The following is a 22,974-nucleotide window of genomic DNA, read 5'->3' on the forward strand; positions in this document are numbered from 1 at the left end:
GACGCCGCGGCCCCGTTTTCAAGCGGCCAAAAAAAAACCCCGGCATGCCATAAGCAGCCGGGGTTTTTCTATTTTCTGAGAGCCGCATCGTTTCCGATCAAGCTCTTTTCTGTAAAGCACTCACACTGCGTTCGATCGACTCCACCTCGCACCACTGCTGCAACCCAAGAACGGTAGTGTCCTTGATCACAGCATGCTTCCACGCGGCACGCAACCGCGGGACTGCCAGAGATAGCGGCCAGGCACTCGCGACCAGATCCGGCACCACGATCAAAACCTCTCCCAATGCCTCTTCAATGTCCTTCAGAAGGGCCTCAGTGAGTTTGATGCGCCAGCCCGAAGCCTCGACAGAGAACCCCGCTTTCGCGCTTGTCCCGTCGATGATCGAGATACCCCCTGCATAGGCCTCCAGCACGTGTTGCACGACCGAGTGTTCGATGCAATCGTCCATGATGTACCTCGGGTAAGGGTTAGATGCTCGCCGGCTGAATGAGTGCGATCCACTCCTGCACTTCGGCACCATCTGCGACAGGCCGCAGGTAGAGCTTCGATGTCGGGTTGGCCTCCTTTTTGAAGGCGACCACCTCGGAAGGAACCTGGTCCATGCAGTCCAAGAGCATTTCTCCTGCGAAGCTGGCGGTACATTCAAACGGAACAATGTCATCCAGCTTCTGATCGAGCTCAACCACTTCGCGTTGCAACTGATCGGGCGACTGGACGGTGATCGACTCGTTGCTCAGGATGAACTTGAGGTAGCGGTCCCCACTTGCGTATTCCACGCGATGGCGGACACGATTCCAGGCTGATGGCGGACAGTGTTCCACCACCATGGCGGACACCGTTCCACGGTGATGGCGGACAGCATTCCATTTTGATGGCGGACACCTGCGGGTGTTCTGAGTGACCCAAACGCGGCATACGCTGACCGGTTTTTCGACCGGAACCAGCAATGCCCACACCCAGGGTCACCATGAGCAAAATACGACACACACTGCAGCTGCTGCACGCCGGGGCATTGAGCACCCGCCAAATCGGTGCCGCTCTCGGCATCTCCAAATCCACCGTCAGCGAGATAGCCAGCTACGCACGCGTGGCTGGCGTGGACTGGGTCTTGGCCCAGACCTTGAGCGACGAAGAGCTGCAAGCGCGGCTGTACCGGCCCCCAGTGGCGCGAGAGTCCCGCCACCTGGAGCCTGACCACGCTCACATCCACCAAGAGCTGCGCCGCCCCGGTGTCACGCTGCAACTGCTGTGGGAGGAGTACCAGCATCAACACGCCGGCCAAGCCTACAAATACAGCGCCTTCTGCGAGAAGTACAAGGCCTGGGCCCGCAGCCTGCAGCGCTCCATGCGCCAGACCCACGAGGCCGGCGACAAGCTCTTCGTGGACTACGCTGGCCAGACGGTGCCCGTCGTGGATGCCAGCACCGGCGAGATAAACCAGGCCCAGATATTTGTGGCCGTGCTGGGGGCATCGAACTACACCTACGCCTGCGCCACCCCCAGCCAGAAGGCGGTCGACTGGGTGGCCAGCATCATCGCCACACTGGAGTTCATCGGTGGCGTACCCCGCCTGCTGGTGCCTGACCAGCCACGCGCCCTCATGGCGCGCCCTGACCGCTACGAGCCCACCTCACACCGTTTGCTGGAAGAGCTTTCGGTGCATTACAGCCTGGCGGTCATGCCGGCGCGCCCGGCCAAACCACGTGACAAGCCCAAGGTCGAAGTGGGGGTGCAGGTGGTTGAGCGCTGGATTCTGGCCCGCTTGCGCCACCAGACCTTCTTCAGTATTGCCGCCCTGAACCGTGCCATTGCCACATTGCTGGTGGATTTGAACCAGAGAGCGTTCAAGAAGCTGCCCGGCAACCGGGCCAGCGCATTTGCCGAACTCGATGCACCGCTGTTGCGCCCACTGCCGCCCACGCGCATGCCAATAGCCCGCTTCAAGCCTGCCCGCGTCAACATCGATTACCACGTCGAACTCGACGGCCACTACTACTCGGTGCCCCACGCCCTGGTGGGCGAGGTGGTGGAGTTGCGCATCACGGCGGGCACGGTCGAAGTCCTGCATGGCAACAAACGCGTGGCAGCCCATGCCTTGAATCCTCGCAAGGGTGCACACACCACCACACCAGAGCACATGCCGGCCTCGCACCGGGCGCACCTGCAGTGGACACCGGCCAAGCTCATCGCCTGGGGCGAGCGGGTGGGAGTGGCCACCGCGGCCGTGGTGCGCTGGCAGATGGAACACCGCGCCCACCCCGAGCAGGGTTACCGCTCCTGCCTGGGCCTGATGCGTCTGGGGCGTGAGTACGGAGCGCAGCGCCTGGAGGCGGCCTGCGCCCGGGCGCAGTCGATTCGCTCACCCTCCTACAAGAGCATCGCCTCCATCCTGAGCTGCGGCCTGGACCAGCGAGCGCTTGATGCGCCCATTCCCACACAGGCGAGCCTGCCGCTGCACGAGAACGTGCGGGGGCCGGGCTACTACCACTGATGACCACTGAAGACGACCGTCAGCCACCACCTCAACACGCCCATACCGAAAGAACGAACATGCTCAACGAACAGACCCTCAACCAACTCCGCATCCTTCGCCTGGACGGCATGGTGGCGGCCCTCAATGACGCCGCCACCCACATCGCGGTCAGTGAACTGCCCTTCGAGCAACGCCTGGCGCTGCTGGTGCAGCGAGAGGTGGACTGGCGCGACAGCAAACGCCTGGAGCGCCTCTTGAAGACCGCCCGGCTAAAGGTCTCCAGCGCTTGCCTGGAGAACATCGACTGGCGGTGCAGCCGAGGTTTGAGTCGGGAAGTCATCGGCAGCCTGGCCGGCGGGGACTGGCTGCGCCATGGCCACAACGTCCTGCTCACCGGTGCCACAGGCTGCGGCAAGACGTGGCTGGCGTGTGCGCTGGGCCAGCAGGCCGCTCGCCTGGGCTTCTCGGTGCTCTACACCCGCGCACCGCGACTGCTGGAGGAACTGCATGTGGCCCATGGCGACGGAAGCTTTGGCAAACGTCTGGCGCAACTGGCCAAGCTGGATTTACTCATCCTGGACGACTTCGGCATTGCCCCGATTGCTGCACACGAACGCAATGACTTGCTGGAGCTGCTGGACGACCGTGTGGGCACGCGCTCAACGCTCATCACTAGCCAACTGCCGATGACCGCCTGGCACGCCTGGCTGGACGAGCCCACGCTGGCCGACGCCATCCTTGACCGCATCGTCCACGGCTCGCACAAAATGGCCCTCAAAGGCGAGTCCATGAGAAAGGTCGCCAGGGCCGCTTGAAGGACACCGCCTGGCCACCGGTTCCACGCTGATGGCGGACACTTCGGCTACGATTTGCTCGTCACTCAGGACACCCGCGCGGCGTGTCCGCCATCGCCTGGAACGCTGTCCGCGATGGGAATGGAATCACTGTCCGCCATCAGTGGAATGCGCACCCACTCATCGCGTGCACCCGCGAGATGGCAGCTGCAAGCGGCTTGCGTGCCACGTTCCAGGTCTTGGACAAGGGCGAAGTCTCCCCGGCCAGGATCGAGCGATAGCCAGGGAAGGCACCGGCCACCAAGGTCGTGAGCCAACAGATGTTCTTCGTCTTCCAAACCATGCGCCGTGTGTCGCCGGTGCCCAGCTGAAAGATGTCCACCTCGTCATCAGGCTTGAACACCATGTCGAAGGCCTGCGCCGCGTCCGAAGGCAGGATCGCTTGAAACTCGCCTTCCTTCTTGATTTCGACATCGGAGGTCACACTGTTGAGGCTGAACCCATTCGTCGCCGTGAGCTTCAACAGCTCATTCTCTTTCTCGATCAGGACGCCGCACAGGTACTGGCGAACATCCCCTTTTGCAGCGAAATACTGCACCGTGTCAAAAGCCTTTGCCAGCTGAGCACCGGTTGCACTGGCCAGCAAAGTCTTGCCAGTGCAGTGTGTGGTGACCTCGAACAGATCGTTGACGGCCTCTCCCGCGTCAGTGTGGACCAGAGTGAGGTTGGAGCCACCGAAGCGCAGTCGGATTCCCTTCGCTTGAGGCTTGAACGTGACTTCCATGTCTGCGGCCACCGACCCGAAGATCACATTGGCTGCATGCACCGAGATCGAGCCGACCGCGATGTCACTGCTGGAGCCCTCGGTTGAAACAATCACACGACAAAAGCCGCTGTGGCTTGTCGCCTGCACGTACACCTGGCCGTCCTTGATATGCAGGTCACAGCGCTTCGAATTGACAGCGACCAGCGTTGCTTTGATGGCCTGCTTGAGCTGGCCCATGGTGGTTTTGATGGTCATGAATGACTCCTTCTAAAGTGTCTTCCCCAAAACGGGGACTTGACGAAAAGGAGCTGGCAGTCGTCGACGCGCTGCGCAGGGCAGCACGTCCACGGCTGCCACATCCACGAGGGATGTAGCAGTGGCACAGAACAGAAAGCTGGATCAGTGCGGCAATGCCGCCATGTCGAACAGATCTTCCTGCCGGGCATTTGAGGCCTTTGCCGAATCCGTCGTCACCGGCGGTTCGGCACTGGCCTGTCTCTCAGGTGCAATCAACTTGCAGCTCTTGAACACCTTGCGGGTAAGGCTGAAGTTCTTCCCGTCGGACAAACGCTTGATCAGAGCTTTGGTTCGCCCATTCTGAGGTCCAGCAAGCACCTCGTACTTCACGCCATCGAGTTCGATCAACCCGCCATGGCTGAGCGTTGCCCAGGACTTGCTGACTGTCTTCGAGACGGCATGATGCTGCCGCACCCGTTCACGCCATTGAGCAGCGGACTCATTGGGCGCCACGTCACCGGCCATGTTGAGCAAGCTGAGAGGGCAATCGGTCTCATACGGCCCCATGGACTCGCTGATTCCCTTGTGTCCCCAGCCCATTTCACGACCACCGCTGGCCATCATGAAGAGGCCGATTGTCTTGATCCCGTCAGGCTGCTGGTACAGGTACCAGAGGTGATTCCCAACAACCCTGTGCTCCAGAAATGTGTAGCCGGGCGAGAGCACGCCAGGCTTGGTGAGGTCTTCAATCAGGCACTGCTTGTCGTAGTGCCGGTCACACGCGTATGACCATCCCATAGGACTCCTTTCCTGCTGTAGAAACAGCTGTTTATGAAAGTTGAAGGTCCTCTCAAGAACACGCGAATGGGCATGGTCTTGAGAGGACCACCCCGGACTAAAGCCCGGAGTGGTTGGTGGATAGGGTTCAGGCGTACAGGGTGTCCTTGGAAGACGAAAAGCTGAACTGGTCCAGCTGCTCGGCATTCCACAGGTCATCCCAGTCCACCCCCTGGTGCTTTGGAATCTTCAAGAATGCAGGGACCCCGGCACTCAGTGCACGCTCTTTGAGGAGCATGGCGTTGTGGTACCCGGGGCGCAAGCCAGTGCGCGGATTCACTGCGTCATGATCGCCTGCGATCAGCAATCCCTTGGTATCGCGCGGCCATTTGAACTTGGCCATGTTGTTGCAGTTGACGGCTGCGAACACTCGATACCGATTACGAGTCGCTGCGACCCAAGCCAGACCGTTCTCGATCCCCTCGGTCACGATGCAGTACTCAGACACGGCCGTGTTGAGCAGGATCGATTCACCATCGATCTTTTGCACACACGAACTCATGAGCTTCTTTTCCTGTCCAGGGCTCACCGCGGCCTTCATGCCCGCCTGATCGATGTAGGTGCGGTGCAGCGTGACTGCAAAGCCATGCTCAACGCTCGCATCCGAGACCAGGGCGAGCAAAGCGGGCCGCATGGACTTCTTTGTCGTGTCTTCGTCGTAGTGAAACAGTGCTCTGCCATGACGCAGGGATGGCGCCAGCCATGCGGGATCAAGGCCGTAAACACGATTTTGCAGGTAGAGCAGCGATGGGGTCTTCGTCAGACCTATCGACTTGCCCCAGACCTTGCGCAAAGAATCGCGAGCCTTGTCCAGTTCAGCTTGTGATTTTTCGATGGGCTTACACGGATGGTTTGCTGCCTGGGAAACCATGGCTTGACCAGTGTCCTGAAGGACATCCTTGATCATGCGCAGGGCCTCCGCATCGTTGACACCGTTGACCAGTGCCACCAATCGCACACCATCGCCGGAACCACAGTGACTGCAGATCCAGGTTCCACGGCCACCGCGGTTATCCATGCGAAAACGCTTCCAGCCATCTCCTGGCTCGATGGGGCACGGACTGTGCCGGTTCGGTTTCTCGATGTAGTCGAATGGGATGCCAAGCCGAGGCATGACCGTGTGCCAATCGATATCATCAATCTTGAGTCGTGACATATGTGATTCCTTCCCAAAAAAGGGGTTACAGAGAATCACCAGCGACAACGCTTGCTTGTGGTCACGCCGCGTAGGCATCAGCACAAGCAAGCCCTGTTAGGAGCTTGCAGGAGGTGGCAACACGAATGCTGGCACCTCCTTTTTCAGATCGCCAGGCAGAATGCCCGGCTCTTAAGTACATTCCGAAACGGAATGTCGTCGTCCATATCTTCAAAGCCTCCGCTGTTAGCCTGGGCCGGTGGTTGCGCCGGTGCCGAACGCTGTTCGGGGCGTGGAGCTGGAGCAGATTGACGCGGCGCGGCCGGTGAACGGCCATAACCACTTCCCCCGCCTTCACCGCCACCCGCAGCACCATCACGACCACCGAGCAATTGCAGCTCAGTCGCGATGATGTCCAGGGTGTTCTTCTCCACCCCGTTCTTGTCCGCGTAGGTGCCGTACTTCAAGCGGCCTTCCACATAGATCGGACGCCCCTTCTTGACGTACTCACCAGCGACCTCGGCCAGCTTGTCGTAGAAGACGATGCGATGCCACTGCGTGTCTTCGATCGTCTCGCCGCTGTTGCGGTCCTTGCGACGACTGGTCGTTGCCACGCTCACGTTGGCCACCGCCTGACCCGAGGGCAGGTAGCGGACTTCTGGATCACGGCCGCAGTTGCCGACGATGATCACTTTGTTGACGGATGCCATGTATGCCTTTCAAAGAGCCCGCGCTTTGGCGGGCCTGTTTTTCTTCATGCCCGTGAGGGCTGCTTTGGTTGTGTCCGAAGACGATAGGTCAGGTCCAGCTCTGCGATAAACACCCCTTCACTGAGCATTGGTCAACTTGCTGACCTTGTACTCATTCTTGGTGTTCACCCGTGTCACACCACCCATCTCCGAGGAGAAAACGACCTTGAACTTGTCGATGCGCACATGCTCACCCAGGGTGAACTCGCCGCTTTCAAACTTCGCTTTCAGGTCGACGCCAGAGAACGTCACCGCCTGACCCGTCTCGTCTTGCTTGAGCACGACAGAAAACGTTTCATAGGGTGCCTTGTTCTTGGGCCGGATCATGTTTTTGTTGGCATAGGTCACGATCCCGGTTGCAGACTCCACCGGTGTTCCCGACTCAGCGCTTTGAGGTTCCGGAAAAGCCTCGCCCTTGTTCTCATAGAGATCCTGGGTAGCAGCCATCGAAGCCTTACGCAAGTCGTCCTGCTTCTTGAAGGCCCGGGTCGCCTTACCCGCCTCGACTTCACTGCGTGTCATCGCTATGGCGCCGTCCAGGGTTGGCAATACACCTGCACGCTCCATGGCCTCAAAGCTAAGGGCCTTGAGTGGTACACGAGCAAAGGCCGTTCCTTCCGTGGCGCGTTGCCACGCCAGCGGTGTTGTCGGAACCTTGAGCACGCGTTCGATTCGATCCGCCATGAGGTAGACGTCGATGAGGTTGCCGGCTACCCACGCTTGTTTGCAGGCCATGGCAACCGAGAATTCGGAATGCTGCACCTGGGTCCAGGCGCAAGCACCCGTTTCGACACGGGCTTCCTTCATCTGCTTCTGCTGGACAGTGCCTGCCCAGGAATGACTGAATGCCGTCGCAGCCCTGTTCCACGCGTTGGCGAGGGTGTTGCTGTGAAGGATTCGGCCAAGGACCATTGCTGGAGCGCCCAACACACTGAAGAGAACGTAGCCAAAGGACATGGAAATTTTCATGACAAGTCTTTCTGTTGAAGGCGCAATGCGCCTGGAATGCAACGGCAACGCTCACCCACCGAAGGATGAGGCGTGCCCTCTCTTTTGAATCAGTGCAGGCTGAGCTGCACGTATGGCGACAGCCGTCTTTGAACGTGCTCCTGTTTGTCAGGCAGACGCTCAAGGATCACTTTGGCCATCAACCGGATTTCCCCAGCGAACTCACCGCTGATGGCTCCCCTGATTTGCTCAGGGTCCACACCAACGACGTCGCAGGCAAGATCAAACGGCACGTGGGTAGGACACCCATAGAGGTCGTAGACCCACAGGAGGTCTTCCCATGCGTCTCGTCTCGTCTTGTTGATGGACTGGGTCGTTTCAGACGCAATCAGCTTGCGCAGTCGTTTGAGGTTGTGTGCGAGTTCAGCGAGCAACTCGCCACCATGAATCACCTCGTCCACGATCTGATCGGTCTCCGCTGCACTGAAGGGTGCAGAGTTTCCAATCAATCGGCCGTTGATGACCTCTACTTCTTCACCGAAAAGGTTTTCCACATTGAACGCTCCTGAGTTGTGCCGAAAAATCGGCGTTGAGAAGCGGTAGGGAGCATGCAAAGCACGCGAGCCTTTCTTCAGCCACCTGGCAGCAGGTACCTGAAGAAAGGCTGCAAATGCAGCCTTTGATGAGGCGGTGTTGAGCCGTCTCGTTCCTTCAACTCTTGAAGATTCCGATCAGACCTGCGCCTGATGCCTTCGCGAATTTGAAGAACACTGGAGCTGAGAAACGCCAGATGAACTTCAAGACAACAAGGGGGGCAATGACGACAAACGTCAAGGTTGCGAAAATGATCACGAACAGATCATTCGCAAGGTTCTCCTGTTTCACTTTGCTGACTTCGGACTTCATGTTGGACTCCATTCATTGCCATAGATGACGACTTGCTTGGAGTGGAGATACCAGCCTACTGGCACCTTTCCTGAAAGCTCTTCGCTTGAGAGCTTTCAGGAAAGGCTGCAAGCAGCCTTTCACTTTCCTCAGAGGGTAGTCACATCGATCACCCCATCACACAGGCTCAAGAGCTCTGGGGTCTGTGTGATCAGGTACTCACGTGAATATCCCCCACGCTGTAGCACTGCACGCTTCATTGCCATGTACTGACGCTTGCGCTCAGGGTCGAGTGCACCGTCGGCTTCATCACTGAAGATCGTCTCGTAACGGATATCGCAGATGCTGGCCATGTACAGGGCAATTGCCCTCACCAGACACTCATTGATCCAGACCTTCTCACCACCTGACATCAAGTCCAGGGACTTGTTTTCACCGCGAGTGGTGTCTTCCACCATCACGTTGAATGCCTCCTTTTGCATGCCAGCGGCTGTCTCTGTCTGCGTCTGGATTGCCAGCACGAACCGACCTCCGTAGCAGTCCTCAAGAAGACTGTTTGCGAAGGAAGCGATCATGGGACCTGCGTCATCGATCGACATTGCAATGACGCCATCTGTACCCAGTGCTTTTGACAGCAGGGTCCAGCGAGACATCTCCATTGCGATCTTCTGCGCTCTGTCCTCATGCTCGACGGCAATGGTCGTCAGCTGCGCTGCAGATTCCATGGACGCCTTGATCGAAGCGATTCGCCTACGCACTTCCTCTGCACGCCCAGCTTGCTCTTCATGCCGGCGCTTTGCTGCCTGCAGCAGCTGGTCAAGCTGTTCGCCCGTTGAAGCCTCCAACAGTTTTGGCAAAGACTGCTTGAAGGTTCTTAACCTCAGCAAACCCTGTTCGACCTGGTGTTGGGCCTTGGACAACTCTGCCTCATCAGCTTGTTGGCCTGCGACGATCTCTTCTTGCCGGCGCCTGACCGTTTCCTGAGCAAGCAAATGGCTTTGCGACGCCTTCGTCAACTCAGCCCTGACTCCCGGTAGTTCCTTCTGCGCGCTTTCGATGGTCTCCCGCAAAGCCAGCGTTTCCCGGCACTCAGCGATTTTGGCTTCGATGTCATTGAGTTCCCTTTGGGCAACTTTGACCACAGCCTCCTTCTCCTGAAGTGAAACAAGCTCGTTCGTACTGCCCTTACAGTTTGTGTTCTGGATTCGGTAGTGGTCACGCGCTTTCTGTAGCTTCATCTCCTGTTGTGGAAGGCGTACTGCGGCCTCGTTCGCCTGAGCCAGCAACTTGCATCTGCCAGCCATCGCCGTGCCACCACAAGGAACCTCCCGCAGAAGCATTGCCGTCGATTGAGCCAGCTCCAGTGCAGCTTTCAAGTGCGCACCGTCGCTCGTCAGCTTGGCCAGTGAGGCACTGAGCGATTCAACCAATCGACGCACTTCATCAATGCGCGACAGGTCTTTCGAACTGTCCTCGATGAGGCACAACCGCTTGGCTCGATCCTGGATCAGCTGATCCATTGCCTTCCTGGCTCTCCCGATTTGGTCCGATCTGGAAACAAGTTGATCAAGCTGCTCGCAACGTTGTTGCAGTTGCTGCTTGAGGTTGAGCGCCACTTGCACTGCGTTCTTCGCCTCCTGCAATGCAACGAGCTTTGCATCAGCGCCTTGCTTTTGCTTTGCAACGATGGCTGCGATCTGACTGGCACCTGTGGACGTCGCCATCAAGATCTGCTCATCCACAGCCTCATGTTGCGACCTGATCGAGATCTGGCGTTCCATGGAGCTGGTCAGGGCGGCTCGATCAACCGTCACCTGCGTGATTTCTGCAGCCGTCTGGTTCATGCACGCTTCGATGCCTTCGAGATTGGCCAGGGCCTGATCAAGCGAGCCTTGCAGCACGCGAACATCAGGCACCGATTGCCGGGTACGCATTGCCTGGTCTTGCACGCTGCTCAGCCGAGGCTTGAGCAGCTTCGCAACTTCCGAGGCCTTTCCAGCCAGGGCAGCAATACGATCCATGCCCAGCATGTCAGCCAACAGCTTCTTGACCTCAGTTGCGGTCATGGCTGCGATCGGCGTTCTGCCTTGGGCACTGAACTGTGCTGCAAAGAACACCTCTGGCTTTCCAACCACGGCTTCTATGCAGCGGTCGTAGTTCTCGGCCTTGCCATCGGACTTCAGGCCCGTTGCCTGATCGCACCATGGCTGCGTGCTTCCATCGGCTTCGTAGACGAACAGGAAAGCCTCTTGCTTCTTCGTTTTCGCAGTGGACCTGAATCGCAAGGAGCTCAGGTATCGCACGCCTTGGTGCTCCCACACCAGTTCCTTGCCCCCCTCCCCTCCAACCAGGTGGTCGTAGTAGGAGAACGCGCTTGGAACAGGCTGATTGGCCCTTGATGGCATCAGCCGGTACGGGTGGAGGTTGTCGATGATGGTCGTTTTCCCGGAACCGTTGGGCCCGAAAATCGCAACCAGCTGTGCTTCTGCAGGTACGCATGCATCAAGATCGATGGTCAAGGAACTCTTGGACCGACCTGATGCAATACCCGTAAAGCCATTCAGTGTCAGTCTGATGGGTCTCATGGTTTCTCCTTTGGTGGATTCCCGATGCGGGGAAAAGTAAAAGGAGGAGCCGGTGGGCTTTCTGCTGGGTTGACCCAGTAGAAAACCCGCCGAAGCGGGTCTTGTTCCTCAGATGGGTGCACGCCTGATACAGGCGATCCCACCCTCTTGCTGTTCGGAGTTTTGTCTACATCGGCATACGCCGAATGCAGCTGCTACTCCCTCAGGCCAAGGCGAGCAACGTGCTCTCAGCCGCCTCTTTCATGTTGGCGCCGACGCCAAACATCGAGCTGTCAAAGCGATTTTCCTGGCTTCGCGAACGCACGTGATGGTCCGTGTATTCGGTCACAGCGTTCAGGAGGCCCCAGGCAGTGCCGGCCACACCGGGAAGGTGTGCGCCTTTGGCTTCGCCATTGAACAGGCCCATGATCTTGCGGAAGGCCTTGGACTCGCTGACATCCTTTTCACCGCCGGCCGAGACAGGCAGCAGGGACGCCACGATACCTTTGGCATCGTTTTGCGTCATGGTCACCTTGGTCAAGGATCGCATGTTGCCCAGGAAGTGATCAAAAGCTTTCGCCCCGATCAAACCCATTTCTTCCTTCACCGCTTGCGGGTTGAACACGGTGTTGTGACGCACCTTCACGGCCGATCCGGTTTCGTGGTTCAGCGCAATGGCCTGGGTGTTCCAGCACACCACACGGGTCGAGACGAACTTGGCCGTCGTCGCCAAAGAGCCGTCGCAGCTCGTGATGAGCAGCAAGTAGGCCTTCAGACGATCGGAGCCAAGAACATCGTTCTCGATGTTGGTGTTGGCCAGGGCCCAGATGCGGCGACCTTCCTTGAGCGATCCCAGGGTTTCGATCTTGAAGCCTTCCTTCTCCACGAGGGAGCGGAAGAACTCGACGATCTGCTTGGGTTGAACCACCTTGTAGCGATTGCTCACCACGGAAAGCGGCTGATTGTTGTCGCTGCGGTAGAGGACCTTGAAATCCGGGTACTCGTGCAGGCTCCCATTGGTGAACTGGGCAACGGATTCGTTGTAAGACCACTGCATGTGCGCTTGGTCCAGCCACTCTTCGAGGCTGGCATTCGCATTCACTTGCTGACCGAGGCCATGCCAGGGTCGTTCACCTGCGTAGGCCATTTCGGCTTGGTTGTTGCCAAAGAGGCTCAGATGATGTGCCATGTCGGTTTTCCTTTCGTTTTCCGCAGTCTTGCGGTGTTGATGAAAGGGTCAGCCCGAGGGCTTTCTGAAGGCTGCGACCTTGAAGGAGGTTGCCTTTAGAAAACCCACGATGAACGTGGGACTTCATGGGAACGAGATCAGTCGTCTTCGCAGGCAAAACGATAGTCTTTTCCGAACCAGATGCGGGTTGAATCGCGGCCACCAGGGGTGGGTGGTTCGTCCTTGATCGTGATTCGAAAGTCACCACTGCCGTCCGGAATTTCTTCGTCGGCGTGGCTCAACTCTTGACCGCACTGCGCTGCGTAGGACGCAGCGAAAGCATCACCGTCAAGGATTTCGTGCGGAAGGATCTGTCGAACGATGGGGTCCTCGTAGCGAGGCTCGATCACGACGTACATGTTGGCTACCTTTCAGTTCCGCAAACGCGGTGTTGATGAAAGGTGCCTTTCGGCTTTCCAGTAGACGCGAGTTGGAATGCGCAAGCATCATCCCGTCCACTGGGAAGCCCACCGTCGAAACGATGGGCCTGAAGTCACATGGAAGCGATCAACTCGGCAGGGGGCGTTACCAACCCCTGCACAAAGTCATCAACAATGCCTTCGATATCCCCTCCATCCTGAAGCAACTGCAGCCGTTGCTGCAACTCCAGAACACAGTCGGTACCGGTGACATTGGCCCAGGTTGCCAGCTTCTCACTCAGCGGCTGAGATGAGATGCCTTGCGCACGTTGGCGCTGCACCGTGAGCGTTCTTCCTTCAATCTGTACGTCGGCTGCCTTTTCCAGAATAAGTCTGATAGCAGCACGGTCCACATTCTGCCTGAATTCTTCGTCGATGCAATACCGAATGCGCACGAAAGCGCCAGCCAGCGAGTCGGCACGTTGCCTGATCTCCTCCAGGTCCGGTGGACCCTCGAAGACCAGATCGACGTTCGTGCGCGCGGGCGTGACGTTGGTCTGAATGTGCGCCCCTTCAGCAGACAGGCTCCAGAGCAACCAGAACTTGTCACCTTGTTCACCGTGGTGGAACCGGCCGATGGAGCCGGCGTAGGCCACCAGTTGCTGAAACCCAGGCGTGACTTGATGCCAGCTCTGGTGCTTGTGGATATGCCCAAGGGCAACGCCATGGGCACCAGCTGCAAACAAGGAACCAAGCCCAAGCTCGTGATCAGTGCCGGCCATCGGGACGCCGTGCTCGCTGATGCTGTTGAACACCGTGCCATGACTCAAGACCATGGACGGAATCCCCCGCTCGCGCAAGTTCGCGTTCACAGGACCCCAGCTATGGAGTACCTGCGACACGATCTCACGCGCTTGGGAGGCGGCCTCGTCTACCTTGGCTTCCACCAGAGACGCGATATCCGCCTTGTTCAAGGTTGGCAGGCAATGGAGCACCACCTGAAAGTCACCCTCCCCTTTGAATGGCACGAAGCCATATCGCGTTTGCCCGGTGAGCAATCCGAAGGAAGAGATCCTGTCAGCCACCGTGATGGGATGGCGTGCCCCGACCATGGCCAGCATTTTCAGAAAGCCAGGCGGTTCATGGCTGAAAGTCCCCTGCAGCATGAGCACAGGGCAATGATCAGCCAGCCGTTTGATCTCGGCAGCAAGAGCGCGAACCGATGGCGTGTGTGCGTCGAGCGCGTGATCAGAACTGTCGCCAGTGATGATCGCGCAATCGACACCTTCGAGGATGGCATCGGTGACCGCCCTGGAAAAGCAGCGATCGGCTTCTGCGAGGTTTTCCGCACAGTAGTGCAGGTCACTCATGTGTGCGATTCGTATCGTCATACGGGTCCTTTCCGGCATTCGCCGTGTTGTGAGAAAAGGACTTGCCGTGAGGCTTTTTCCTGGGCCCGTCGAGGGCACACGAAAAAACCCCCGAAGGGGTTTGGCAGGCCTGGCCGCTTACGCGAACAGGTGCTCTTGGGTGGCACACAACTCAACGCAACGATGGCGCAAGTCTTCCGCTTGCTGGAGCCCATGCAGTTGATTTCGTTGGAGCCATTGCGACCGACGCATCATGTCGTCGATTCCACTGCTTTGGCCGCGGCCCAATGTCACCACCCCGTAGCGCAGGTAGATGCTTGCTGCGATGGTCCAGTCAATGGTCTGCGTGTGGTACTTCCTGATCGCTTCCTCTGCCTCGAAGTCCAGGAACATGCATGCCCCTTCTTCATCGACCGTGAACTCAGGCATTTCATCGAGCGCCAGGAACACATTGCCCTTGGTCCCCGTCCGAAGAGAAGGCCCACAACTCTCGCTGTGAAGCTCCCACATCGGATCTCTCAGTCCACTTGGTTGAAGCGGCGATGAGCCATCGTCCCAGTCTCGTCCGACAAAGATCTTTCCGATCTCAGGGACTTGACTCGGGCGCATAGGGCTTTCGATGATGGGTGCCTCAAGGTGATTGCCGCTCATGTGGTCGAAATACACCCACAGCGCATGAAACGGTGGATGCCATGCCCTGACCGACCAGTAGAAGTCGATGGCAAACAGCTCTCGCAGACCAACCGCCCGAACCGGAACGGGAGAACCCAGACTGTTTGCACGGTCCTGCGCCGTCAACAGGTAGCGCAGGAGGCGTTCGCACATCTGAGGGCTGAACTGGTCCGCCTTCACCGCCATGCAGCCATCCGCATCGATTGAGCGCCCGAGGTAGTTCCTCAAGCTCCAGTCCCACTGCGAATCGACAACAAAATTGCGAAAACGAAGCAGCGGCACCAGATACGCGTAGCGCGCTGGATGGCTGGCAATCATGTTCTCCACACTCTTATCGTTTTGCACAGCTCCACAGACCCAGCACCCAGATCGAGCGCCGCAGGCCGCAGACTGGCTCTGGCGCATGTCAGCGACCACGACGCATTCGCCGCCGGCGGCCGCAGAGTAGAACTCGATCAGATCGGCAAAGTCCGAATAGCTCACCCGAAGGCCGCTTGCGCACTCACCCAGGTAGGTCCAGACGTCATCAGTCGTCCAGTTCAGGATCGGGCTCAGCCGAGCTTCCCCATCAGGCCCATACCAAAGACTCGTGGCCGACTCACCGCGACGTGCTGTGTTGATCAGGCGAGCCGCGGATTCGGATGACCGAGTACCGATGACTGTCACGAGAGGCTTTGTGAACCCCCCTGCTGCTGCCCTGATCGTTCGACTCACGCGCTGACTGACCACGATCTTCCAATCGGTCGTGCAATCACGCTTGCCCACCGGAAAAGGCGGTAGCGCCCGTCCACCGATGACTCTCGGCGCGTAGCTGGCGGCCAGCGTTGGCCGGCCCACGTGCACCTCAACAGGAATTTTGTGTTCCGAGGCGAACGTCTTCATCTTCTGAAGTTCGTGATCCGCAAGCGTCCGAACCACTGGGTTTTCGACCCCGGTGTCTGCCGAACAAATGTAGATGCTGGGGCAGGTCTTCCCACTGAGCACAACCTCCCTGGCTGCGTTGAGCAGAAGGTTCGCGCAGCAGCTTGAGTCCTTGCCACCACTGAACTGCAGTTGAACGGGATGCCCGGCCAGGAGCATTGCCGTCATACATTCGTGCGCATTGGCAACAGGATCTGAGCATGGCACCGGAGCGCTGGCTTCACCCGACGCTTCCGGTATCGAAAACAGGTCGATGAGTTGATCAGCCATGGACGCCACTTCCTTCATGGCGACAGACGAACATCGTTCCCGACTGCCCATTGTCTGCCGTGGCCCTGAAGGTACCCGGTGCGATGCGCCGCAGTTCGAAGGCCTCCTTTCCTGCCTTGGCGGCAGCTGCCTTCTTGCGCCAAGCTCTCAGCAGAACGACAGCCTTCTGGCGTGACATGGCTGGGTCAGGTCTGGGCGCTTCTCCGTCCCAAGCCCATTTGAAAAAGCAATTTTTCACTTCGAGGTCCTTTCTTTGTATTGCCCAAAGCTGGGCGTTTGAAAAAGGACTTGCCGATGAAGGTCGAATACGACGTGCATCGGCAAGCCTTCTTTCGAAGGACTTGTGGTTTTGCTGGACCGGTCACGGGTCCAGTTGATGAGGCTTTTTAGAAGAAGAAATCGGTGAGGTCTACATTCGCCCATGCTGTGCGGCCGGCGGTATCCCGGCCGTAGCAGTAGTCGATCCAGTAGTCCCATCCGTGTTTCTCACCAAGGACGACTTCACAGACCCTCTCCAATGCCGGCACCGAGATTTCTCGGCCAATGAAGTACCGCTGCTTATCCGACTCACGCACCAGCCAGTAGCCTTTTTGGATCGAATCGACCCGTTCTTTGGTGAGCATCAGAGCAGCCATTGGGTATACCCAGCTTGCGCATCGGCTGCACCGTGTGCAACGGCAACATCGAGCGATTCGAAAACCCGATCAAGAAGCACCGGGTACGAGTACAGGAAGCGGTCGCCCCCTAGGGATGCGACGATCCACAACTCGGCACCTCGCAACTCCATCCACTGATCCTGGACGCCACGGCACATGCGCAAATCGCCGTCGCGCCAGTCTGCAGAACCCAAGGCAATGACCGGTATCTCTCCATTCGATGTGGTGCTTGTCATGGCTTCTCGAATGGCCATCAGGTCAGTTCTCGTGATCGTGAACCGAACGCTGTGGTCAGATTTTCGGATGCTGAATCCGTGTCGGCTGACCACGGCTTTGAGGAAGGAACAACGCTCCATCGCAACTCTCCTTATCCGCAATTGCGGTGTTGATGAAGGAGCAAGCCTTGAGGCTTTCTTCTGTCGCCGGTGGCCACAGAAGGAAACCCCATTCGGGAGACGTTCATTTTCGGATGCCAAGCAAGGCTGGTACGTGCGAATGACGCTTGGTCACAGGGAGCTTTCGCATACCCAGTTCCTGCGTGGCAAGACCCCGGAAGGGGTCTAGGCGGGATCGTTTTTTCGCGGGCAGCTTCCTATGGTCCCTGGCGACATCGAGCTGATCCCCGACCGTTGGCCGCAACTGCGTTTTGTTGTTCTTGATTGCCTTTTCTTCCCTCATGCAGAGGTAGTGATGAAACGGCAAGCTGACGGGCTTTCTTCTATCGCCAATGACATGGCGGCAGAAGAAAGCCCGCACGAGGCGGGCTTTGGTGGTCTGGCGTGGTACCTGGGTTACGGCTGATGCCGATGCTCAAGCACCTCTTTGTTCACAGCCTTGGTCTGGCGAAATGCCCCGGTGATCGCTCCCACGAGGGGGGCGAAAAACACCCGCAGGCTATCGCGCCAGATTCGGCGGATATCACTGGTTGTCATGAGAGCAGTTCCTTGATGAGAAGCCACGAGGTCTTCGCAGTGTACGACGCGAAGAGTAGCAAGTCCACGACCAAGAGGGCGTGGGCGGTCCAGCTCAGCGCCTGGTGCGTGAACTGTGAGACGCCGATGCCGACGGCCCACTGTGCGACCAGGTCCAGACCAACAGCTGCAGTTGCGAGAACCAAAAAGATGATGGTCCCGAAGAGCATGTGCAGTAGCAACTCTTTTTCATGTTGTTTGTTTTTTTCCATAGCCTTCCTTTCATATGGTTTCCCTCGTCCGGACCATGGGTTTTGCGTGCCTTCTTTCCTGTTGGTTCGCATCCCATATCCATGGGGGGGTGGAAAGCGCGACCTCAAGCGGATTGCTCTGGCCATAGGCCACAGCGATACGTTCGATGATTTCCGATTTGTGCATCCAAAACTGGGTTTGGGGGTGAATGCGCCATGCAGACGGGCTTTCTGCTGGGTCGACCCAGTAGAGAGCCCGCCGAAGCGGGCTTGATGGACTGCGCTACCTTCAAGCGAAGGATCGGCGCGAATGCTGGTAGAGGGCTTCTGCTTCCAGCAGACTGCGCATATGAGCATCCGCCTCTTCACCGCAGATGCGATCGCTGTAGCCGAGGTCGTTGTCCTCCACCGCTTCAGCAACGGTGCGGTATTGGCTGTCACCAATCACCCCGGTGTTGTTGAACCGAGTGATCTGGAACATTCCACAGCGCTGCGCTGAAGGTGACAGAACAGTTGTCATGCCAATCTTGTGGACGTACACAGGCGGCTGCCCCGCATCCAGTGATGACTGCGCCTGACGAATGACCTCCAGCTTCAGCTCACGGATCGCTGCCAGGTGCTCATCGCTCAACAGTGGTGCTCTGTCGACCGCAGTACGCAATGCGACGATCACCTCCAATTCTTGTTTGCTGCTATCGCCTTTCATTTCGTCCTTTCTATCCCCGAAGATCGGGTGTTAATGAAAGGCATCACCTGTTGAGGCTTTCTGCAAGATCCATGTGGGTCTCGTAGGAAGCCTCCCACCGCTTGCGCGGTGAGTGGGCTCAGATCAGCTGTTGTCGGGATCTGCCAAAACGGCAGGTTTCATGAGCATTCCAATCACCTCCCGGCAGCACCGATGCGACTTGCTGCCCCAAGCCTCTTTAGTCGCCCCTGATTAATTCGTTTTCAGGCGAGCGCCAAGGGTGAGAGCGCCCTCGCAGAGGGCGTGAAGAAGATCGCACGCAGGACAAACCTCCATTTGGCCGGCACGCCCACCGCCGCACATAGGCGCAAATAAACGCGCCGCAAGAAGGCCACACCCTTCCTGGCGATCATGCGCAGCAGCCAGCGGATGTTGTAGCCCGCCGCACACAGCACCGCATGCAACCTGTCGCCCTGTGCCCCTTTCAAGTGACAGCGGTCCATCCCGTGGTCATCCTTCAAGTGGCCGATGATCGGTTCGATCGCCTGGCGCCGCTTGAGCAGCTTCCATTCTTGCGGGGTGAGTGACTTCGCCTTGCCCCGGTGCTTGATGTCAATGCCCGGGTTGTCCGCATCCACACCCCGGTAGCCCAGGTCCACGTACGCCGTGCTCGGCTTCATCCCCGTGTCCTGCATCAGGATGCCCGCCTGTTCCAGCTGCTCTCTCAAGGTGTGCCCGTCGTACGGGTTGCCCTCGAACGCCCTGGCCCCCACGATCAGGTTGTGTTGCAGCGTCATGGCAATGCCCACCTTGGCGCCGAACTCGTACGGCGTGTGGCTCTTGCCCTTGGCCATGCACACCACCTCGGGGGCGTGCCAAGCATAGAGTTTCGGTGTGTCCGGGTCGTTCTTGCGCCGCGCGGCCTGCGCCACGATCCGCGCGGCCTTGTCCAATGCCTCTGTGGTGTGTTCGCCCAGTGTCTGCCCTGCGGCCAGGGCCTTGCGCACGATCTCCCGGCACAGGCCCGCGACGATGGTGCGCTGGCGCTTGACGGTTCTGCGCAGCCGCTTGAACTGGCGCGCGTGGGCGTAGCGCCCGGCCTTGAAACGCAAGGTCTTGCCCTCCTTGGCAAAACTCTGTTTGAGATCAACGCCGGCGTCCTTGGCCGCTTGCACCAGCTTGCGGCGGGCCACTTCGAGCAAGCGCGCGTCGTTGGGGTGGGCGATGGCCTTCTCTTGCACGGTGCTGTCGACCACCACGGTGGCCAGTGCAGCGGCGGGGATGAGTTTCATGGCGACGGCCTGGTTGATGGTCTGGGCCAGCAGCTCTTCGCAGCCTTCTTCACCCAGCAGGCGGCGGAATTTGACCAGCGTAGTGGCGTCACAGGGCAGGCGCGGCTCGAAGTAGGCCTGGCCCGAGAAGTACTGGAAGTTGGGTGAATCAGACCAGCGCTCGACCAAGGCCTCGTCGCTCAGGTTGAAGGCGTGTTTGAGGTAGAGCAGCGCGATCATCACCCGCAGCGGGACACGGGGGCGCCCGGCGTTGCCGGAGCGGGTGCTGCGCTGGACTTGTTCGCCAAAGAGGTCCAGATCGGGCAGGGGTTCACCGGTGCGGGCGCGGCGCGAGAAGGTCTGGGAAACACGCGCTTCAAGGGCCTGCCAGGGCATGTGTGAGGCCAGCACCACCAGCGGCTGGCGCAGGTCGATCATGTGGTCGAGACGGGCGCGAAAGAAATCGTCGGTGGCGGGGCAGGCGAACATCAAAAACTCCCAGGAACTGGGTGCTATTGGAATTCAATCCGGGAGTTCTGACTATCAGGAATCACCCCAGAAACCCAGCATTCATGCGGGTTGTGGGAGTTTTGCAGGGGCGACTCTTTAGCTTGTTGGGCAACTTTGACTTTTCGAATGATCACCAAATGGTTTCCTTGGAAATCGAACCGTCCGCCGACCAGACCACGTGCCGATTGCCAACGTTGAGCTGAGCATCGTTCTTGACCTGCTCAACCATGGCCGGAGGAAAGGTGATTCCCATCTTCGCAGCAACTTTGATGAAGTAGTCCAGATCGCCTGGGTCAGCATCTTGATCGTAGAGGCTGATGTAGTCGTCGGTCACACCATCATCATCATCATCTTCATCCTCGTCTTCCTGAACAGCAGAAACATTCATGAAATATTCCCGCAGTGGACGATCCCAGCCCATCTGGATTTCGACCTGTTTCCCGTTCAACTCCAAAGACAAAATGTGTTGGCTCATAAATTTCTCCTAAAACCTTTCGATTCGGCATCTGCCGTGTTGATGAAAGGAAAACTCTCAATAGGCTTCTTGAAGCAGCCTTTTCAGGCAACTACAAGAAGCCCACCGAAGTGGGCTTGGTAGGTTGGACTTCAGAAATTCAAGTGCGCAACCCGCCCTTGACCAATGACCATGACGCGTTCACCTTTACGGAAACGCACACCATCGGCACTGGATTGGGAGATGGCCACAACACGAGAATCGTCCAGCTTGATGACGACCTCCTGCCCAGGGACAGTTGAGGCCATCTGCTTGCCAACAGCTGCTCCCATGGCCCCGGAAAGGCCGGAGAGCAGAAGTCGTGCTGACTGATTGCTGGTGATCTTTTTGGACACAGCGTGTCCAAAAACTGCCCCTAGCGAACCACCGGTGTACTGCGCGAGATGAGCAGGCCTGTTGAGGATCTGCACTTCCCGCACACTGATGACCTGGCCCAGCTTCACTTGCTGCGGGACCTGGGCGCTTTGGTAAGCCGTCGAGGTGGAATCCTGCGAGATCAGCGGATTCGTTGCGACACAACCTCCGAGGAAGAGCGCCGCGAAAAATCCGATGAACAGCAAGGTCCAGCGAACATAGGGTTCAATTCGATCGAGCTTCGTATTCATATAGAGCCTCATAAAAATGCCAGAAACCTGGCTGTTGTGAAGCGGCTCAAGCGTGGTCCTAAATGGAGCACGATTGAAACGCCTTCCAAAATTTATGGGGCAACATGGAACTATCGCTCGTTTGATCGCCACACCTCCTCTTTCGAGAAAGCGTGGGTGATCGTTTACCAGCTATAGACGGGGAAGTTGGCCAGCTCATCAGCAGCGGAGTCGAGCTTGATGAACATGTACCCTTCCTTGCGTGCGTAGGACAACAAATCCAACAGCGCCTTGTGCTCCGGCAATTCCGCACCTTCGTCAACGATGGTGTGGAAGATCCAGCCGTATTCAAACCATTTGGTGAAGTTCACCCAAATGGCGATACCGCAAGGCTGCTCTTGACTATTGACGGCTGCTGCCAGCGCTTCCGCAGTGTGTTGCGGAATATGGGCGATGCTGACCTCCAGCATCTTTCTTCCATGGCTGCTTTCACGCACCACAGGAATCGGTTTTTGATGGACAACATCGACGCGATCCAGGTGATAGGTCACCTTGACCTCGCCCGAACTCAACAGCATCTGGTGGATGACAGGAATGGGGCCAGTCCATTGTTCGGAACAGGCACGCAGAGACAAAAACCTGTCTGCGCGACACGCCTCCGAGGATTGGCTGACCCAACGGTAGGCAACCCCATTCTTGTCCGCTTCGCTCAGGATCTTGAAAAATGACTCCGGTTTGACTTCGATTTGCATGAATGCCCTTTCGTTGGTACCGCAATTGCGGTGTTGTTGAAAAAGGGCCACCCCCGGGTGTTCTGATCGCTCACGATGACTCATGAACATCAGGACACCCACTCCCAAGGGGAATGGGCGTGATCGACTTCAACGAGGCTCAGGCCGCGTGAAACTCGACTGTGGTACCAGTGATGGAGGTACCGGCCGGTGGAGTACCTGGGTCGAGGATGGCGATCAGACACTCGGTCACATGCGCGTTCGCCTCGTCAAGTCCAATGAGGCTCTTGGCGCTCTCGGCATCAAGGCCATCGCCTTCGGTAAGGGTCTTCAACGCGGCTTGGTACAGCTGCTTCGAATCATGCACATCCACCTCGATGTGAACGGTGAATCGTGTTTTCAAGGTGTTCCTTTCTTCCGCAAAAGCGGTGTTGATGAAAGGATGGCCAACACAGGCTTTCCATTGCGGATGCGCAAAGGAAAGGCCGCGCCATGAAGGAGCCGCCGAAAATAACTTTTTGGGGTGATGGTGCCGCTGAACCGTAAGCACGCACACGGGCGCACTTGTCGCACATCAGGTACGACCGCTGGGCAGCAACTGCTGCGCCTTGGGGTTCAACTTGCAATCTGTGATCTAGCTGACCTTCATC

General features: G+C 58.0%; 27 protein-coding genes. 3 read left to right on the top strand and 24 right to left on the bottom strand.

The features are described from left to right. Positions 1–97: 97 nt before the first annotated feature. Positions 98–451, bottom strand: coding sequence for a hypothetical protein (locus F3K02_RS12900; RefSeq protein WP_177136036.1), 354 nt, complete (start codon positions 449–451; stop codon positions 98–100). A 19-nt stretch (positions 452–470) separates the two neighbouring features. Further along, positions 471–830: a hypothetical protein gene (locus tag F3K02_RS12905; protein WP_177136037.1), complete on the bottom strand. Its 360-nt coding sequence runs from the start codon at positions 828–830 to the stop codon at positions 471–473. A gap of 119 nt (positions 831–949) precedes the next feature. Here F3K02_RS12905 and istA point away from each other — a divergent pair, with 119 nt between their 5' ends. Both istA and istB read left to right on the top strand, forming a co-directional pair. Beyond that, positions 950–2,494: an IS21 family transposase gene (gene istA, locus F3K02_RS12910; protein ID WP_177136038.1), complete on the top strand. Its 1,545-nt coding sequence runs from the start codon at positions 950–952 to the stop codon at positions 2,492–2,494. Positions 2,495–2,553: 59 nt separating this feature from the next. After that, positions 2,554–3,291 carry an IS21-like element helper ATPase IstB gene (istB, locus tag F3K02_RS12915; RefSeq protein WP_177136039.1) on the top strand — a complete coding sequence of 246 codons (738 nt, stop codon included), beginning with the start codon at positions 2,554–2,556 and terminating at the stop codon, positions 3,289–3,291. 139 nt (positions 3,292–3,430) lie between these two features. Here istB and F3K02_RS12920 read toward each other — a convergent pair whose 3' ends face one another. The 14 genes from F3K02_RS12920 to F3K02_RS12985 form a co-directional block, all read right to left on the bottom strand. Then, a complete protein-coding gene (locus F3K02_RS12920; RefSeq protein WP_177136040.1) occupies positions 3,431–4,291 on the bottom strand; it encodes a DNA polymerase III subunit beta family protein in 861 nt (286 codons plus the stop codon). 144 nt (positions 4,292–4,435) lie between these two features. Further along, the gene (locus F3K02_RS12925) at positions 4,436–5,071 is read right to left on the bottom strand and encodes a hypothetical protein (protein ID WP_177136041.1); all 636 of its coding nucleotides are present in this window, start codon (positions 5,069–5,071) and stop codon (positions 4,436–4,438) included. A gap of 127 nt (positions 5,072–5,198) precedes the next feature. Further along, positions 5,199–6,266 carry a DUF7146 domain-containing protein gene (locus F3K02_RS12930; protein WP_177136042.1) on the bottom strand — a complete coding sequence of 356 codons (1,068 nt, stop codon included), beginning with the start codon at positions 6,264–6,266 and terminating at the stop codon, positions 5,199–5,201. Between the two features lie 143 nt (positions 6,267–6,409). Continuing rightward, entirely contained in the window at positions 6,410–6,955 is a 546-nt protein-coding gene (gene ssb / locus F3K02_RS12935; protein WP_177136043.1) for a single-stranded DNA-binding protein, read from the bottom strand. 117 nt (positions 6,956–7,072) lie between these two features. Beyond that, positions 7,073–7,963 (bottom strand): hypothetical protein, encoded by an 891-nt coding sequence (locus F3K02_RS12940; protein ID WP_177136044.1) that lies wholly within the window; start codon positions 7,961–7,963, stop codon positions 7,073–7,075. 89 nt (positions 7,964–8,052) lie between these two features. Then, positions 8,053–8,496 (bottom strand): hypothetical protein, encoded by a 444-nt coding sequence (locus F3K02_RS12945; protein ID WP_177136045.1) that lies wholly within the window; start codon positions 8,494–8,496, stop codon positions 8,053–8,055. Positions 8,497–8,653: 157 nt separating this feature from the next. Further along, positions 8,654–8,848 (bottom strand): hypothetical protein, encoded by a 195-nt coding sequence (locus tag F3K02_RS12950; RefSeq protein WP_177136046.1) that lies wholly within the window; start codon positions 8,846–8,848, stop codon positions 8,654–8,656. Between the two features lie 128 nt (positions 8,849–8,976). Next, positions 8,977–11,412, bottom strand: a complete 2,436-nt coding sequence (locus tag F3K02_RS12955; protein ID WP_343067083.1) for an AAA family ATPase — start codon at positions 11,410–11,412, stop codon at positions 8,977–8,979. 202 nt (positions 11,413–11,614) lie between these two features. After that, positions 11,615–12,580 carry a DUF932 domain-containing protein gene (locus tag F3K02_RS12960; protein ID WP_246309436.1) on the bottom strand — a complete coding sequence of 322 codons (966 nt, stop codon included), beginning with the start codon at positions 12,578–12,580 and terminating at the stop codon, positions 11,615–11,617. A 137-nt stretch (positions 12,581–12,717) separates the two neighbouring features. Then, positions 12,718–12,978, bottom strand: coding sequence for a hypothetical protein (locus F3K02_RS12965; RefSeq protein ID WP_177136048.1), 261 nt, complete (start codon positions 12,976–12,978; stop codon positions 12,718–12,720). 134 nt (positions 12,979–13,112) lie between these two features. Then, positions 13,113–14,348 carry a metallophosphoesterase family protein gene (locus F3K02_RS12970; protein WP_177136049.1) on the bottom strand — a complete coding sequence of 412 codons (1,236 nt, stop codon included), beginning with the start codon at positions 14,346–14,348 and terminating at the stop codon, positions 13,113–13,115. Positions 14,349–14,486: 138 nt separating this feature from the next. Continuing rightward, positions 14,487–16,211, bottom strand: coding sequence for a phosphoadenosine phosphosulfate reductase domain-containing protein (locus F3K02_RS12975; protein WP_177136050.1), 1,725 nt, complete (start codon positions 16,209–16,211; stop codon positions 14,487–14,489). A gap of 386 nt (positions 16,212–16,597) precedes the next feature. After that, positions 16,598–16,834 carry a hypothetical protein gene (locus tag F3K02_RS12980; protein WP_177136051.1) on the bottom strand — a complete coding sequence of 79 codons (237 nt, stop codon included), beginning with the start codon at positions 16,832–16,834 and terminating at the stop codon, positions 16,598–16,600. Then, positions 16,834–17,223, bottom strand: a complete 390-nt coding sequence (locus tag F3K02_RS12985; protein ID WP_177136052.1) for a hypothetical protein — start codon at positions 17,221–17,223, stop codon at positions 16,834–16,836. The genes F3K02_RS12980 and F3K02_RS12985 overlap by 1 nt, the downstream gene beginning before the upstream one ends. A gap of 238 nt (positions 17,224–17,461) precedes the next feature. Between F3K02_RS12985 and F3K02_RS12990 the strand changes: the two genes are divergently transcribed. Beyond that, positions 17,462–17,668, top strand: a complete 207-nt coding sequence (locus tag F3K02_RS12990) for a hypothetical protein (RefSeq protein ID WP_177136053.1) — start codon at positions 17,462–17,464, stop codon at positions 17,666–17,668. Here the strand turns inward: F3K02_RS12990 and F3K02_RS12995 are convergent. The 8 genes from F3K02_RS12995 to F3K02_RS13030 all read right to left on the bottom strand — a co-directional run bounded on the left by F3K02_RS12995 (position 17,659) and on the right by F3K02_RS13030 (position 22,880). Then, the gene (locus tag F3K02_RS12995; protein WP_177136054.1) at positions 17,659–17,799 is read right to left on the bottom strand and encodes a hypothetical protein; all 141 of its coding nucleotides are present in this window, start codon (positions 17,797–17,799) and stop codon (positions 17,659–17,661) included. The genes F3K02_RS12990 and F3K02_RS12995 overlap by 10 nt on opposite strands. Further along, positions 17,796–18,050 (bottom strand): hypothetical protein, encoded by a 255-nt coding sequence (locus F3K02_RS13000; RefSeq protein WP_177136055.1) that lies wholly within the window; start codon positions 18,048–18,050, stop codon positions 17,796–17,798. Before F3K02_RS13000 ends, F3K02_RS12995 begins: the two co-directional genes overlap by 4 nt. 268 nt (positions 18,051–18,318) lie before the next feature. Then, the gene (locus F3K02_RS13005; RefSeq protein WP_177136056.1) at positions 18,319–18,735 is read right to left on the bottom strand and encodes a hypothetical protein; all 417 of its coding nucleotides are present in this window, start codon (positions 18,733–18,735) and stop codon (positions 18,319–18,321) included. A 242-nt stretch (positions 18,736–18,977) separates the two neighbouring features. Next, positions 18,978–20,474 carry an IS5 family transposase gene (locus F3K02_RS13010; protein ID WP_246309432.1) on the bottom strand — a complete coding sequence of 499 codons (1,497 nt, stop codon included), beginning with the start codon at positions 20,472–20,474 and terminating at the stop codon, positions 18,978–18,980. A gap of 151 nt (positions 20,475–20,625) precedes the next feature. Beyond that, positions 20,626–20,970: a hypothetical protein gene (locus F3K02_RS13015; protein ID WP_177136057.1), complete on the bottom strand. Its 345-nt coding sequence runs from the start codon at positions 20,968–20,970 to the stop codon at positions 20,626–20,628. A gap of 131 nt (positions 20,971–21,101) precedes the next feature. After that, positions 21,102–21,614, bottom strand: coding sequence for an outer membrane lipoprotein (locus F3K02_RS13020; RefSeq protein WP_177136058.1), 513 nt, complete (start codon positions 21,612–21,614; stop codon positions 21,102–21,104). A 164-nt stretch (positions 21,615–21,778) separates the two neighbouring features. Then, the gene (locus tag F3K02_RS13025; RefSeq protein ID WP_177136059.1) at positions 21,779–22,345 is read right to left on the bottom strand and encodes a DUF5983 family protein; all 567 of its coding nucleotides are present in this window, start codon (positions 22,343–22,345) and stop codon (positions 21,779–21,781) included. Positions 22,346–22,484: 139 nt separating this feature from the next. After that, a complete protein-coding gene (locus F3K02_RS13030) occupies positions 22,485–22,880 on the bottom strand; it encodes a hypothetical protein (protein ID WP_218179456.1) in 396 nt (131 codons plus the stop codon). Between the last annotated feature and the right edge of the window lie 94 nt (positions 22,881–22,974).

The sequence above is a fragment of the Hydrogenophaga aromaticivorans genome (assembly GCF_013387465.1).
Lineage (GTDB): Bacteria > Pseudomonadota > Gammaproteobacteria > Burkholderiales > Burkholderiaceae_C > Hydrogenophaga > Hydrogenophaga aromaticivorans.

Coding starts and splice junctions, on each gene's coding strand:
- istA (WP_177136038.1), top strand. CDS start 950: ATGCCCACACCCAGGGTCACCATGAGCAAAATACGACACACACTGCAG.
- F3K02_RS13015 (WP_177136057.1), bottom strand. CDS start 20,970: ATGAGCCAACACATTTTGTCTTTGGAGTTGAACGGGAAACAGGTCGAA.
- F3K02_RS12900 (WP_177136036.1), bottom strand. CDS start 451: ATGGACGATTGCATCGAACACTCGGTCGTGCAACACGTGCTGGAGGCC.
- F3K02_RS12990 (WP_177136053.1), top strand. CDS start 17,462: ATGGTCCCTGGCGACATCGAGCTGATCCCCGACCGTTGGCCGCAACTG.
- F3K02_RS12995 (WP_177136054.1), bottom strand. CDS start 17,799: ATGACAACCAGTGATATCCGCCGAATCTGGCGCGATAGCCTGCGGGTG.
- F3K02_RS13000 (WP_177136055.1), bottom strand. CDS start 18,050: ATGGAAAAAAACAAACAACATGAAAAAGAGTTGCTACTGCACATGCTC.
- F3K02_RS13025 (WP_177136059.1), bottom strand. CDS start 22,345: ATGCAAATCGAAGTCAAACCGGAGTCATTTTTCAAGATCCTGAGCGAA.
- F3K02_RS12930 (WP_177136042.1), bottom strand. CDS start 6,266: ATGTCACGACTCAAGATTGATGATATCGATTGGCACACGGTCATGCCT.
- F3K02_RS12985 (WP_177136052.1), bottom strand. CDS start 17,223: ATGGAGCGTTGTTCCTTCCTCAAAGCCGTGGTCAGCCGACACGGATTC.
- F3K02_RS12925 (WP_177136041.1), bottom strand. CDS start 5,071: ATGGGATGGTCATACGCGTGTGACCGGCACTACGACAAGCAGTGCCTG.
- F3K02_RS12970 (WP_177136049.1), bottom strand. CDS start 14,348: ATGAGTGACCTGCACTACTGTGCGGAAAACCTCGCAGAAGCCGATCGC.
- F3K02_RS13005 (WP_177136056.1), bottom strand. CDS start 18,735: ATGAAAGGCGATAGCAGCAAACAAGAATTGGAGGTGATCGTCGCATTG.
- F3K02_RS13020 (WP_177136058.1), bottom strand. CDS start 21,614: ATGAATACGAAGCTCGATCGAATTGAACCCTATGTTCGCTGGACCTTG.
- F3K02_RS12950 (WP_177136046.1), bottom strand. CDS start 8,848: ATGAAGTCCGAAGTCAGCAAAGTGAAACAGGAGAACCTTGCGAATGAT.
- F3K02_RS12940 (WP_177136044.1), bottom strand. CDS start 7,963: ATGAAAATTTCCATGTCCTTTGGCTACGTTCTCTTCAGTGTGTTGGGC.
- F3K02_RS12965 (WP_177136048.1), bottom strand. CDS start 12,978: ATGTACGTCGTGATCGAGCCTCGCTACGAGGACCCCATCGTTCGACAG.
- F3K02_RS12920 (WP_177136040.1), bottom strand. CDS start 4,291: ATGACCATCAAAACCACCATGGGCCAGCTCAAGCAGGCCATCAAAGCA.
- F3K02_RS12980 (WP_177136051.1), bottom strand. CDS start 16,834: ATGCTCACCAAAGAACGGGTCGATTCGATCCAAAAAGGCTACTGGCTG.
- F3K02_RS12960 (WP_246309436.1), bottom strand. CDS start 12,580: ATGGCACATCATCTGAGCCTCTTTGGCAACAACCAAGCCGAAATGGCC.
- F3K02_RS13010 (WP_246309432.1), bottom strand. CDS start 20,474: ATGTTCGCCTGCCCCGCCACCGACGATTTCTTTCGCGCCCGTCTCGAC.
- F3K02_RS12955 (WP_343067083.1), bottom strand. CDS start 11,412: ATGAGACCCATCAGACTGACACTGAATGGCTTTACGGGTATTGCATCA.
- F3K02_RS12905 (WP_177136037.1), bottom strand. CDS start 830: ATGGTGGTGGAACACTGTCCGCCATCAGCCTGGAATCGTGTCCGCCAT.
- istB (WP_177136039.1), top strand. CDS start 2,554: ATGCTCAACGAACAGACCCTCAACCAACTCCGCATCCTTCGCCTGGAC.
- F3K02_RS12975 (WP_177136050.1), bottom strand. CDS start 16,211: ATGGCTGATCAACTCATCGACCTGTTTTCGATACCGGAAGCGTCGGGT.
- ssb (WP_177136043.1), bottom strand. CDS start 6,955: ATGGCATCCGTCAACAAAGTGATCATCGTCGGCAACTGCGGCCGTGAT.